This is a genomic window from Massilia sp. LC238 (assembly GCF_000735635.1).
Classification (GTDB): Bacteria; Pseudomonadota; Gammaproteobacteria; order Burkholderiales; family Burkholderiaceae_D; genus Telluria; species Telluria varians.
This window is the reverse complement of record NZ_JNNN01000061.1, coordinates 25,894-38,344: the sequence shown is the minus strand read 5'-3', so window position 1 is coordinate 38,344 and position 12,451 is coordinate 25,894. Positions and strand designations below refer to the sequence as shown.

General features: G+C 65.3%; 15 protein-coding genes. 1 reads left to right on the top strand and 14 read right to left on the bottom strand.

Going from position 1 to position 12,451, the window contains the following annotated elements:
* Positions 1 to 85: 85 nt before the first annotated feature.
* Positions 86 to 1,048, top strand: coding sequence for an SDR family oxidoreductase (locus FG94_RS16380; protein WP_036213885.1), 963 nt, complete (start codon positions 86 to 88; stop codon positions 1,046 to 1,048).
* Between the two features lie 78 nt (positions 1,049 to 1,126).
* Here FG94_RS16380 and FG94_RS16375 read toward each other — a convergent pair whose 3' ends face one another.
* From FG94_RS16375 to FG94_RS16310, 14 genes are all read right to left on the bottom strand, one after another.
* Positions 1,127 to 1,870: an rRNA pseudouridine synthase gene (locus tag FG94_RS16375; protein ID WP_036213883.1), complete on the bottom strand. Its 744-nt coding sequence runs from the start codon at positions 1,868 to 1,870 to the stop codon at positions 1,127 to 1,129.
* Positions 1,867 to 2,919 (bottom strand): low-specificity L-threonine aldolase, encoded by a 1,053-nt coding sequence (ltaE, locus tag FG94_RS16370; protein WP_036213880.1) that lies wholly within the window; start codon positions 2,917 to 2,919, stop codon positions 1,867 to 1,869. Before ltaE ends, FG94_RS16375 begins: the two co-directional genes overlap by 4 nt.
* Positions 2,920 to 2,926: 7 nt before the next feature.
* A complete protein-coding gene (locus FG94_RS16365; protein WP_036213877.1) occupies positions 2,927 to 3,799 on the bottom strand; it encodes an SAM-dependent methyltransferase in 873 nt (290 codons plus the stop codon).
* On the bottom strand, positions 3,786 to 3,980 hold the full coding sequence (iscX, locus tag FG94_RS16360; RefSeq protein ID WP_036213875.1) for a Fe-S cluster assembly protein IscX: 195 nt from the start codon (positions 3,978 to 3,980) through the stop codon (positions 3,786 to 3,788). The genes FG94_RS16365 and iscX overlap by 14 nt, the downstream gene beginning before the upstream one ends.
* 24 nt (positions 3,981 to 4,004) lie before the next feature.
* Entirely contained in the window at positions 4,005 to 4,346 is a 342-nt protein-coding gene (gene fdx, locus FG94_RS16355; protein WP_027867671.1) for an ISC system 2Fe-2S type ferredoxin, read from the bottom strand.
* Positions 4,347 to 4,480: 134 nt separating this feature from the next.
* Positions 4,481 to 6,370, bottom strand: coding sequence for a Fe-S protein assembly chaperone HscA (gene hscA / locus FG94_RS16350; protein WP_036213872.1), 1,890 nt, complete (start codon positions 6,368 to 6,370; stop codon positions 4,481 to 4,483).
* Between the two features lie 92 nt (positions 6,371 to 6,462).
* Positions 6,463 to 6,981 (bottom strand): Fe-S protein assembly co-chaperone HscB, encoded by a 519-nt coding sequence (hscB, locus tag FG94_RS16345; protein WP_036213870.1) that lies wholly within the window; start codon positions 6,979 to 6,981, stop codon positions 6,463 to 6,465.
* 2 nt (positions 6,982 to 6,983) lie between these two features.
* The gene (iscA, locus tag FG94_RS16340) at positions 6,984 to 7,307 is read right to left on the bottom strand and encodes an iron-sulfur cluster assembly protein IscA (protein WP_027867668.1); all 324 of its coding nucleotides are present in this window, start codon (positions 7,305 to 7,307) and stop codon (positions 6,984 to 6,986) included.
* Positions 7,308 to 7,337: 30 nt separating this feature from the next.
* Positions 7,338 to 7,727: a Fe-S cluster assembly scaffold IscU gene (gene iscU, locus FG94_RS16335; protein WP_036213867.1), complete on the bottom strand. Its 390-nt coding sequence runs from the start codon at positions 7,725 to 7,727 to the stop codon at positions 7,338 to 7,340.
* A gap of 27 nt (positions 7,728 to 7,754) precedes the next feature.
* Positions 7,755 to 9,011 carry an IscS subfamily cysteine desulfurase gene (locus tag FG94_RS16330; RefSeq protein ID WP_036213866.1) on the bottom strand — a complete coding sequence of 419 codons (1,257 nt, stop codon included), beginning with the start codon at positions 9,009 to 9,011 and terminating at the stop codon, positions 7,755 to 7,757.
* Positions 9,011 to 9,505 (bottom strand): Fe-S cluster assembly transcriptional regulator IscR, encoded by a 495-nt coding sequence (iscR, locus tag FG94_RS16325; protein WP_036213865.1) that lies wholly within the window; start codon positions 9,503 to 9,505, stop codon positions 9,011 to 9,013. Before iscR ends, FG94_RS16330 begins: the two co-directional genes overlap by 1 nt.
* A gap of 199 nt (positions 9,506 to 9,704) precedes the next feature.
* Positions 9,705 to 10,475: a uracil-DNA glycosylase gene (locus tag FG94_RS16320; protein ID WP_036213864.1), complete on the bottom strand. Its 771-nt coding sequence runs from the start codon at positions 10,473 to 10,475 to the stop codon at positions 9,705 to 9,707.
* Positions 10,476 to 10,764: 289 nt separating this feature from the next.
* The gene (gene maiA, locus FG94_RS16315) at positions 10,765 to 11,409 is read right to left on the bottom strand and encodes a maleylacetoacetate isomerase (RefSeq protein ID WP_036213863.1); all 645 of its coding nucleotides are present in this window, start codon (positions 11,407 to 11,409) and stop codon (positions 10,765 to 10,767) included.
* 11 nt (positions 11,410 to 11,420) lie between these two features.
* Positions 11,421 to 12,443 (bottom strand): fumarylacetoacetate hydrolase family protein, encoded by a 1,023-nt coding sequence (locus FG94_RS16310; protein WP_036213862.1) that lies wholly within the window; start codon positions 12,441 to 12,443, stop codon positions 11,421 to 11,423.
* Between the last annotated feature and the right edge of the window lie 8 nt (positions 12,444 to 12,451).

The window sequence follows — 12,451 nt, the reverse complement described above, 5'->3', positions numbered from 1 at the left end:
TGCTGCGCGGCATTCGAACGCGGCAAGAATCCAAACAGCGGAATAATCGAAGGCTTCACATCTCATCCTTCCAGAAAGGTGGACCATGAAGCTTTCGAACATCCGCGTCGTCATCATGGGCGCATCGAGCGGTATCGGCGCCGCCACGGCCCTCGCTTTTGCCCGCGAGGGCGCGCAGCTAGTGCTGGGCGCGCGCGGCAAGGAAGGGCTCGAAAACGTCGCCCGGCGCTGCCGGCAGGCCGGCGGCAGCGCCGAGACCCTGGTCGTGGATGCGATCGATGCCGACGCGGTCGCGGCCTTCGCGCAGCGGGCGCGTGCGATCCTGGGCCGGATCGATCTCTGGTTCAGCAACATCGGCGCCGGCGTGGTCGGCAAGTATGCCGAGGTGCCGATGAGCGACCACCGGCGCATCATCGAGACCAACCTGATCACCCACATGAACGACGCCCATGCGGTCATGCCGATCTTCCTCGAGCAGGACCACGGCATCTGGGTCAACATGATCTCGGCCGGCGGCTTCGTCGCCTCGCCCTACGCCGCAGCCTACGCGGCCAGTAAATATGGCCTGCGCGGCTTCAGCGAAGCCCTGCGCGCGGAGCTGGTCAAGCGGCCGCGCATCCGCGTCTGCGACGTGTACCCTACTTTCGTCGACACGCCGGGCATGCGCCACGCGGCGAATTACACCGGCGCCAGGCTGTCCATCCCGCCGGGCGCGCTCACGCCTGAAAAGGTCGCCGCAGCCATCGTCGACCTGGCGCGGCATCCGCGCGACTCGACCGCCGTCGGCGCCCCGGCCTTCCTGTTCAGGCTGAGCAATGCGCTCGCACCCAACCTGCTCGCTGCCGGCATGAACCGCTTCCTGGATGGGTGGGCGAAGCGCGGGGAGCGCGCGCCGGATACGGTGGGGACGCTGTATGCGCCGCAGCATGGCGCCAGCGGGATCCACAGCGGGGAGCGTCGGCCTCAGCAGGCGGGCAACAAGGCGCTGTTGCTGGGAGCAGTAGCGCTTGGAGCGGCCGTGGGGGTGCGATTGTGGCGTCGCAAATAATTGCGTTCACATCGAGCTGAGGAATTGGATCCCGGCGAAAGCCGGGATCCAATTTTTCGTGCAAACCGCTAGCGCAAATTAGAACCGTTCGTAGTCGAGAAGGTAGCGCCACTGCCCGGCCTGCAGGCCGGCCATCGGCACGCGTCCGATGCGGATGCGGCGCATCTCGACGATCTCCAGGCCCACTTCGCGGCACATGTGGTCGATCAAGCCCGGGCGCACGTCCTTCAGTGCGAAGCGCAGCCGGTGCTCGCTCTGCCAGCTCACCTTCATCGGGGCGAGCGGCTTGCCGTTGAAGTTCAAGCCGTGGTTCAGCAGCGCCAGTCCGCCTTCCTTGATGCTGCCGGTGACGTCGACGATGTATTCCTGCTCGATGCGCGCGGCATCGTCCACCAGCTTGCGCGCCACCCGGAAGTCCTGCGTATAGACCACCAGCCCGCTCGCATCGGTCTCCAGCGGCGAGGTCAGGGTGAGCTTGTGCAGGTGCCGCTTGAGGAAGCGCGGCTGCCCGTGCCCCTGCGCCTTGGATTCCGGCAGCAGGCAGCCAAGGGCCGGTTCGCCACGCGCGCCGACGCCGGAATTCAAGCCGGCCGGCTTGTGCAGCAGGATGGTGACCGGCGGCGCTTCTTCGCTCGATGCCCCCGGCAGCAGGCGCACATCCTGCGAAGGCAGTACCCGGCTGGCGGGATCCTCGACGACGGCGCCGTCTACCGTGACGCCGCCGCCGGCGATGTAGCGCTCCGCCTCGGCGCGCGAGCAGCCGAGCTGCGCGGCGATGCGCTTGGCCAGACGGATGCCCTCCTCGCTCATCTTGTCGCTCATTGGCTGCGCCAATCGGCGAAGAAGGCCTGGAACACCTCGACGGTGCGCGCAACATCGGCAGCGCTCACGTCCAGGTGCGTCACCAGGCGGGTACGCGGGCCGATCGAGGCGCGGATCTGCGCACGCGCCAGGTACTGGCGCAGCGGTTCGCAGGCGGCCGCCGGCATGTCGAGCCAGAAGATGTTGGTCTGCGGGGTGCCCACGTTCAGCTGTTCGATCTGGGCCAGGCCCTGCGCCAGCGCGGCGGCGTTGTCGTGGTCGTTGGCCAGGCGCTGCACGTTGTGCTCCAGCGCGTACTGCGCGGCTGCCGCCAGCACGCCGGCCTGGCGCATGCCGCCGCCCAGCATCTTGCGCCAGCGCTTGCCCTGCTCGATGAAGGCCTTCGGCCCCAGCAGCACGGAGCCGACCGGCGCGCCCAGGCCCTTCGACAGGCAGACCGAGACGGTATCGAAGCCTTGCACCACCTCGCGCAGGCTGATCCCCTGCTTCACCGCCGCATTGGCGATGCGGGCGCCGTCGAGGTGGGTGGCCAGGCCGCGGCTGTGCGCCAGGCCGGTGGCAGCTTTCACGTAGTCCTGCGGCAGCACGCGGCCGCCGATGGTGTTTTCCAGCGCCAGCAGGCGGGTGCGCGCGAAGTGCATGTCGTCGGGCTTGATGTAGGCCTCGATGTCCGACAACAGGATCGAGCCGTCCGCCTGGTTGACGATCGGCTGCGGCTGGATCGAGCCCAGCACCGCGGCGCCGCCGCCTTCGTACTTGTAGGTGTGCGCTTCCTGGCCGACCAGGTACTCGTCACCGCGGCCGCAGTGGGTCATCAGCGCGATCAGGTTGGTCTGGGTGCCCGAGGGGGCGAACATGCCGGCTTCAAAGCCGAACAGCTCGGCCGCATACTCCTGCAGACGGTTGACCGAGGGGTCGTCGGCGTACACGTCGTCGCCGACCTCGGCCGCCGCCATGGCGGCGCGCATCTCCTCGCACGGCTGGGTGACGGTGTCGCTGCGCAGGTCGATCCACTCGGTCGCCCGCTGGCGCTGGTTGGTGTCGCTCATCTCGTTCTCAGTCTGCTGTGACAGGTGTATAAAAGCGCTGCTTCATTTCGTCGAGCCCCAGCTCGGCCATCACTTCCTGAAGGCGTTCGGACGGGCGGCGGCGCGGCAGGTTCTTGTAGGTAGCGACGATGAGTTCATTCTTCATCGAGTGCTCCCAGCCCACCAGCTCGGTCACGGTCACCTGGTAGCCGTGCGCTTCCAGCTGCAGGCAGCGCATGACATTGGTGATCTGGCTGCCGAACTCGCGGGTGTGGATCGGGTGGCGCCAGATCTCGGTCAGCGCGCTGCGGCCCAGGTCCTTGCCCTTGTTCTTGCGCAGCACGCTCGCCACTTCGGCCTGGCAGCACGGCACCAGCACCATGTGCCTGGCCTTCTTCTTGAGGGCGAAGTCGATGGCGTCGTCGGTCGCCGTGTTACAGGCGTGCAGTGCGGTGACGATGTCGATGGTGGGCGGCAGCTGGCTGGACGTTGTCGATTCCGCCACCGACAGCGGCAGGAAGGACATGCCCGTGAAGCCCAGGCGTGCGGCCAGCTCGGTCGATTTGCTTACCAGCTCGTCGCGGGTCTCGATGCCGTAGATGTGCGAACCCGCTTCGAGTCCCTTGAAGAACAGGTCGTACAGGATGAAGCCGAGGTAGGACTTGCCGGCGCCGTGGTCGACCAGCGAGACGCTTTGCTTCTCCTCGAGCACGCTATTCAGCAAGGGCTCGATGAAGTTGTACAGGTGGTAGACCTGCTTGAGCTTGCGGCGGCTGTCCTGGTTCAGCTTGCCGTCGCGCGTGAGGATGTGGAGTTCCTTCAGCAGCTCGACCGACTGGCCGGGACGGACTTCCGGCGGCAGCGCCGCCGGGATGTGGTTGGTTTGCTTAGCGTGCTTCATCGATCCATGCCGCCTGAATGGCTTCCAGTACGCGTTCCCCGCCGCGCGCGCGGTCGTCGTCGAAGCCTTCGAGGGCGACGACCCAGTTGTGCAGGTCGACGAAGCGCACGGTGGCGGGGTCGACCTCGGGGTACTTCTCGTACAGCGCCTCGGCAATGGCCGAGACCTCAGTCCACTTCATGGCAGCCTCCGTTCAGTGGCTTTCTCAGTGACTCTTCTCTGCGGCGTGGTTGATCGTGTACTTCGGGATCTCCACGACCAGGTCTTCCTCGGCGACGATGGCCTGGCAGGACAGGCGCGAATTCGGCTCCAGGCCCCAGGCCTTGTCGAGCATGTCTTCTTCCTTTTCTTCCTGCTCGTTCAGCGAGTCGAAGCCTTCGCGCACGATCACGTGGCAGGTGGTGCAGGCGCAGACGCGGTCGCAGGCGTGTTCGATCTCGATGTCGTTTTCCAGCAGGACGTCGCAGATCGACTTGCCGGCCGGGGATTCCAGCACGGCGCCGTCGGGGCAGAAGACTGGGTGGGGGAGGATGACGATTTGTGGCATGTTAATAATCTCGATAATTGTTTTTCGTAGGGTGGGCGGCTTTGCCGCCCACGCGGTGATAGTTGACAGCGAGATCAGCCCGCACGAGAGCGGAGCCGTAACGTATCACCGCGTGGGCGGGGGACCCGCCCACCCTACACTTCGTCCAGCGACTTGCCCGCCAGGACCTTGCGCACGCTCTTGTCCATCCGGCGTGCCGCGAACTCTTCCGTGCCCTTGGCCAGCGCCTGCACAGCCGCGTGCAGCGCGTCCTGGCGCACGCCGGGCTCGATCGAGGTGTCGTTCGAGCCGTGGATGGCATTGCGCACACCATGCACCAGCTTTGCGGTCTCTTCCTGCTCCGCCTCGCTCAGCAAATCGGCATCGGCATCCAGCGCCGACTGCGTCGCCAGCAGGATGCGCTCGGCCTCGACCTGCTCTTCGCGCAGCGCGCGCATCTGCATGTCGCCCTGGGCCGAGGTGTAGGAATCCTGCAGCATGCGCGCCACTTCGTCGTCACCTAAACCGTAGGATGGCTTGACGGTGATGGACGCTTCCACGCCCGAGCGGGTTTCGCGTGCCGATACCGACAGCAGGCCGTCGGCGTCGACCTGGTAGGTCACGCGGATGCGCGCCGCGCCGGCCGCCATCGGCGGGATGCCGCGCAGCTCGAAGCGCGCCAGCGAACGGCAGTCAGACACCAGCTCGCGCTCGCCCTGCACCACGTGCACCGCCAGGGCCGTTTGACCGTCCTTGAAGGTGGTGAATTCCTGGGCTCTAGCACACGGGATGGTCGAGTTGCGCGGGATGATCTTCTCGACCAGGCCGCCCATGGTCTCGATGCCGAGCGACAGGGGGGTGACGTCCAGCAGCAGCCAGTCGTCGCCCTCGGCGCGGTTACCGGCCAGCAGGTTGGCCTGGACGGCGGCGCCCAGCGCCACCACCTTGTCCGGGTCGATATTCGCGTGCGGGATGGTGTGGAAGAACTCGCCCACCGCGCGGCGCACGTGCGGCATGCGGGTGGCGCCGCCGACCATCACGACGCCGTCGACGTCCTCGACGCTCACGTCGGCGTCGCGCATGGCCTTGCGGATCGCGTTCATGGTCTTGGCGACCAGGTGCTTGGTGATGTCGGCGAAGGTCTGCGCGGTGATGGTCACCTGCACGATCTCGCCCGACTTCAGGATCGCCTCGATCGTGGTTTCCTCGTTGGTCGACAGCAGTTCCTTGGCCTGGCGCGCCTTGACCATCAGGGTGGCGGTGTCCTGCTCGGAGAGCGGCGCCAGCTTGGCCTGCTCGACGATCCAGCAGAACAGGCGGTGGTCGAAGTCGTCGCCGCCCAGGGCCGAGTCGCCGCCAGTCGACAGCACCTCGAACACGCCCTTGGAGAGCTTGAGGATCGAGATGTCGAAGGTGCCGCCGCCCAGGTCGTAGACGGCGTACACGCCTTCCTTGCCGTGGTCGAGGCCATAGGCGATCGCCGCGGCGGTCGGTTCCGACAGCAGGCGCAGCACGTTGATGCCGGCCAGCTGGGCCGCGTCCTTGGTGGCCTGGCGCTGGGCGTCGTCGAAGTAGGCCGGCACGGTGATCACGGCGCCGACCAGCTCGTCGCCCAGCGAATCCTCGGCGCGCTGGCGCAGCGTGGCCAGGATCTGGGCCGAGGTCTCGACCGGGCTCTTCACGCCGGCGACGGTGTTGATCTGCACCATTCCGGGGGCATCGACGAAGTCGTACGGCAGGTTCTCGGCGTAGGCGATGTCCTTCAGGCCGCGGCCCATGAAACGCTTGACCGAGACCACCGTGTTCTTCGGGTCGGTGGTCTGGTGTGCCTGGGCCTTGTAGCCGATGTTGGCGTTGCCGTTCGGGAGGTAACGCACGACCGAAGGCAGCAGCGAACGGCCGTCCTCGTCGCTCAGCACTTCCGGGCTGCCGCTGCGCACGGTGGCAACCAGCGAGTTGGTGGTGCCCAGGTCGATGCCGACCGCCAGGCGATGCTGGTGCGGGGCGGTGGACATGCCGGGTTCGGCGATTTGGAGTAGTGCCATGGTCGTGTTACCTGTTTGTTTTTCTGTGCTGCTATGTGCTCGGGGTCGTTTGTGCCATCGACACAAACGACCCCGACCATATGCGAAATCGATTACGCGTCCAATGCTTCGAACGCGTACTGTACATCTTCCCCGAATTTATCGAGGAACATCATCGCGCGCACGCCCTGCGCGGCCGCCTGGTAGTCGCCGGCGTCGAGCTGCTTGCCGACCTGTTCCAGCATCGACTTGCGCTCGCGGCGCATCTGCGCATCCAGCTCGTCCAGCGCGCCCGCATCTTTCGAAGAACGCGCATCGTCGAGCGCTTCGCGCCATTCCATCTGCTGCATCAGGAAGCTTGCCGGCATCGCCGTGTTCGACTCGGTCTGCAGGTCGACGCCGTTGATCTCGCAGAGGTACTGCGCGCGCTTCTGCGGATTGCGCAGGGTCTGATAGGCCTCGTTGGCGCGCGTGGCCCACTGCATCGCGACCCGCTTCTCGGTGTCGGTGGCGCTGACGAAGCGATCCGGATGCACGCGGCCCTGGATTTCGCGATAGGCCGCGTCCAGGGCATCCTGGTCGACCGCGAAGCTCGCAGGGAGCTGGAACAGCTCGAAGTGGTTCTGCTTCATCCTTAAATGCGGAAGCTTTCGCCGCAGCCGCAGTTGTCCTTGACGTTCGGGTTATTGAAGCGGAAACCTTCGTTCAAGCCTTCGCGCGCGAAGTCGAGTTCGGTGCCGTCGATGTACGGCAGGCTCTTCGGGTCGACGAAGACCTTCACGCCGTGCGACTCGAAAACGTTATCGTCCGGGGTCGCATCATCGACGTACTCGAGCTTGTAGGCCAGGCCGGAGCAGCCGGTGGTGCGCACACCGAAGCGCAAGCCGATGCCCTTGCCCCGGCGCTCGAGGTAACGGTTGACGTGCTTCGCGGCTTTTTCAGTCAGGGTGATTGCCATAACGGTGACTCCAGTCTCTGTGCTTACGTGTTACGCCTTCTCGGCGTGCTTCGCTTTGTAGTCGGCCACGGCGGCCTTGATCGCGTCTTCCGCCAGGATCGAGCAGTGGATCTTCACCGGCGGCAGCGCCAGCTCTTCGGCGATCTGGGTATTCTTGATCGCCAGCGCTTCGTCCAGCGACTTGCCCTTGACCCATTCGGTCACGAGCGAGCTCGATGCGATGGCCGAGCCGCAGCCGTAGGTCTTGAACTTCGCGTCCTCGATCAGGCCCTGGTCGTTGACCTTGATCTGCAGCTTCATCACGTCGCCGCAGGCCGGCGCGCCGACCATGCCGGTGCCGATCGCATCGTCGCCCTTGTCGAAAGCGCCGACGTTGCGCGGGTTCTCGTAGTGGTCCAGTACTTTGTCCGAATATGCCATGGTAGTGCTCCTAGAATTCCGTAATGATTAGTGGGCTGCCCATTGGATCGAATTCAAATCGATCCCTTCCTTGAACATGTCCCACAGCGGCGACAGTTCGCGCAGTTTGCCGACCTTCGACTTCAGCAGATTCACTGCGAAGTCGATGTCTTCCTCGGTCGTGAAGCGGCCGATGGTAAAGCGGATCGAGCTGTGCGCCAGTTCGTCGCTGCGGCCCAGTGCGCGCAGCACGTAGGACGGTTCCAGCGAGGCCGAGGTGCAGGCCGAACCCGAGGACACGGCGATGTCCTTGATCGCCATGATCAGCGACTCGCCCTCGACGTAGTTGAACGAGACGTTCAGGTTGTGCGGCACGCGGTGGTCCATGTCGCCGTTGATGTAGACCTCTTCGATCTCCAGCAGGCCCTTGGCCAGGCGGTCGCGCAGTGCCTTCACGCGCTCGAGTTCCGACGCCATCTCTTCCTTGGCGAGGCGGAAGGCTTCGCCCATGCCCACGATCTGGTGGGTCGGCAGCGTGCCCGAACGCAGGCCGCGCTCGTGGCCGCCGCCGTGCATCTGCGCTTCCAGGCGCACGCGCGGCTTGCGGCGCACGTACAGGGCGCCGACGCCCTTCGGGCCGTAGGTCTTGTGCGCGGTGAAGGTCATCAGGTCGCACTTCGTTCTATTCAGGTCGATCTCGACCTTGCCCGTCGCCTGCGCGGCGTCGCAGTGGAAGATGATGCCCTTCGAGCGGCACAGTTCGCCAATCTCGTCGATCGGCTGGATCACGCCGATCTCGTTATTCACCAGCATGACCGAGACCAGGATGGTGTCCGGACGGATCGCCGCTTCCAGCTGGGCGACGGTGATCAGGCCATTATCTTGCGGCTCGAGGTAGGTCGCCTCGAAACCCTGTCGCTCCAGTTCGCGCACGGTGTCCAGCACCGCCTTGTGCTCGGTCTTGACCGTGATGATGTGCTTGCCCTTGGTCTTGTAGAAGTGGGCGGCACCCTTCAGGGCCAGGTTGTTCGATTCGGTCGCGCCCGAGGTCCAGATGATCTCGCGCGGGTCGGCGCCGACCAGGGCCGCCACGTTGGCGCGTGCCTCCTCGACCGCCGCTTCGGCGCTCCAGCCGTACATGTGGCTGCGCGATGCGGGGTTGCCGAACTGCTCGCGCAGGTAGGGAATCATCTTGTCGGCCACGCGCGGATCGATCGGAGTGGTCGCCGAGTAATCCATGTAGATCGGGAAATGCGGCGCAGTCACGAAGCTCTGCTCGGTTTTTTTGTCCAAAGGCGCGTTCATCAGTTCACTCCGGTTTCAATGTTTTGTGCAGCGGTGGCAGCGGTGCGGTGCACCACCACGACGTTCTGTTCTTTCTGCTTCTGCTGGTCGACCAGGTCTTGCAGCGAGACCGAATCGAGGTAGTCGACCATCTTGGCGTTCAGCGTGGTCCACAGTTCATGGGTCATGCAACGGGTGCCGGAAGCAGCGTCGGCGCCGTGACAATTTTCTTTGCCGCCGCACTGGGTGGCATCGAGCGGCTCGTCGACCGCGATGATGATGTCAGCCACCGTTACCTTGTCGGCGGTCCTGGCCAGGCTGTAGCCGCCGCCGGGGCCGCGGATCGACTCGACGATCTGGTGGCGGCGCAGCTTGCCGAACAGTTGTTCCAGGTACGACAGCGAAATGGCCTGGCGCTGGCTGATGCCCGACAGCGTGACCGGACCATTGCCCTGGCGCAGGGCGAGGTCGATCATCGCGGTAACAGCAAAACGGCCTTTGGTGGTCAGACGCATCGGAACCCCGGTTAGTGTAAAATATTGCCTCTTTTCAACCCATCGGTGCAGCGCAACAATCAAATCTCTTGAGAGAGCCTGCCGAATACGCCGATTAGTTGATCGATTTAGTCAAGTATAGCAAAACTTGACCGGCTTGTCTTCGGAGCCCCCAAAACCGTAGGGTGGGCAAGTCCCTTGCCCACGCGTTCAACCAGCCTTAGCGCAGTCGCAACAATTCCATCGGCCCGAACAGCGCCTGCATCCCCTGGTGCTGGATGAAAGACAGATTGTACGGATGCTCGGCATGGATCTGCGGCAGGCGCGCCGCTTCCGGCAGCTTTTCCAACTGCTCGGCGATCTTTCCCCACAGAACCAACGTCGGCGGCTGAGGCTGGCTTGCCAAGGCGGCAAGCACGGTCTGCAGGAAAGGCTGCCAGGCGCGTGCGTCGAAGGCCGGCGCGACGTGCTTGCGGAATACCAGGGCCGCGTTCAGCAGCAGGAAGCCCTGTCCGATCAAGTTGTCCTGCAACTGGGCCAGGGTCTGGATGGAGCCGTTCGTACGGGCAGCCTGGGCCACCGGCACCATCGCGCTGCCGCCAGTGTCGCCCGCATCGAGTTGACCATTTGCCACCAGCAGCATCTTCATGAAGTTGCGCAGCGAGGTGGCGCGGTTGACCGGTTTCGACAGGCCCGTTTCCGACCACAGGTCGCCGACGGCACCATCCATGAAGCAGACCCCGGTCGCACTCTCGGCGCGCGGGTAGGGCCCCTCCCCCACCAGCACGTGCTTCACCCGATCCAGCGGCTGGGCAAAGGCGGCGAAGATACGCCCTTCGGTCGGCAGGTAGTCGTCGACGGCGAGCGCCGGCAGATAGGCTGGATCGGCGGCGGCGACCGCCTGCAGGCCGGCCTCGAGGATGGGGCGCCAGGAGGCGTCGGCACGGTCGAGGGCGGCGATGATTGGGGCGGGAATTGGATGGTTGGACATGGCGAAATCGCAAGATGCAAAGAGGCGGGATTGTAGCCCAGGGCCTGGCGCATTCCCACCGATGAGATTTCGTCGTCGCCGGAGCCGGACCGGTCGGAAACCCGGCATTGACACATGTTCGTAGGGTGGGCGGCTCCACCCTGCAGCGCGATCAGCCCGCTGCGTCAATGCCGCCCACGCGGCCAGTCAAGCGCTGGTTGAACGCGTGGGCGGCGCCAGCGCTATGTTTTGTCACCTGCCCGGGTAGAGCCGCCCACCCTACGGATACATCAGCTCGGGCGCAGCCAGCTCACTCCGCGTCCGGCTGCTGCGACGGATGCGCCGCCTTGAACGCCGGCAAATCCACACACAGCGCATTGATGCGCGCAATGGTCGGGTACGCATCGACGTCGATATCGAAGCGCTGCGCATTGAACACCTGCGGCACCAGGAAGCAGTCGGCGATGGTCGGCGTGTCGCCGTGGCAGAAGCGCCCCGTGCCCAGGTTGCGCGCCAGTTGCGCTTCCAGCGAGCGCAGCCCCTCGATCACCCAGTGGCGGTACCAGTCGGTCTTCGCTTCTTCCGACAGCCCCAGATGCTTTACCAGGTACTTCAGCACGCGCAGGTTGTTCACCGGGTGGATGTCGCAGGCGATGATCTGCGCCAGCTCGCGCACGCGGGCACGGCCGACCGCGTCCCTCGGCAGCAGCGGCACCATCGGGTGCAGCTCGTCCAGGTACTCGATGATGGCCATCGACTGCGTCAGCGTCATGCGGTCGTCCTGCAGGGCCGGCACCAGCCCGCTCGGATTGATGGTCAGGTAGTTGCCCATCAGGTGCTGCCCGCCCTCGCGCAGCAGGTGCACCGGCACCGCCTCGTAGTCCAGTCCCTTCAGGTTGAGCGCGATGCGCACCCGGTACGCGGCCGAGCTGCGGAAATAGGTGTAGAGCTTCATGCGGTCTCCTCTCAGGCTTTCCTGTGATAAGGGCATACTTCCTGGTCGATCGCGCCGAAGATGCTGGCGCCGTCCTGGTCGACCATCTCGATGCGCACGGTGTCACCATACGCCAGGAAGGGCGTGTGCGGCTTGCCCCGCTCGATCGTCTCGTACATGCGCACCTCGGCCAGGCAGCAGTAGCCGACGCCGCCGTTCTCGATGCTGGAGCCGTGCAGGCTGCCCTGCTTGTTCGACACCGTGCCGGAGCCGACGATGCTGCCCGCGCCCAGCTCGCGCGTCCGGGCGGCGTGGGCGATCAGCTGGGCGAAGCTGAAGCTCATGTCCTCGCCCGCGTTCGGGCGGCCGAAGGGGCTGTCGTTGAGCGTGACCAGCAGCGGCAGGTGCAGCTTGCTGTCCTGCCAGGCCTCGCCCAGCTCGTCCGGCGTGACCGCCACTGGAGAAAACGCGCTGGCCGGTTTCGACTGGTAGAAGCCGAAGCCCTTGGCCAGCTCGTTCGGGATCAGGTTGCGCAGCGAGACGTCGTTCACCAGCATCACCAGGCGGATCGCGGCGGCCGCTTCTTCCACGGACGCGCCCATCGGCACGTCGCCGGTGATGACCGCCACCTCGGCCTCCAGGTCGACGCCCCACTCTTCCGACAGCACGGCGATCGGGTCGCAGGGGCCCACGAAAGCGTCCGAGCCGCCCTGGTACATCAGCGGATCGCTGTAGAAGGATTCCGGGACCTCGGCGCCGCGCGCCTTGCGCACCAGCTCGACGTGGTTGATGTAGGCCGAACCGTCGCACCATTGGTAGGCGCGCGGCAATGGCGAATGGCATTCTTCCTCGATGAAGGACTCGGCCTTGTCGGCAGTGCCGGCGTTCAGGCGCTCGTACACCTTCTTGAGCTGCGGCGCTAGCTCATCCCAGTTGTCCAGCGCGCACTGCAGCGTGCGGGCGATCTTCGGGACGGCCTGGCAGGTGACCAGGTCGCGGCTGACGACGACCAGCGTGCCGTCGCGGCCGCCGGTCTTGAGGGTGGCGAGTTTCATGGTGTTTC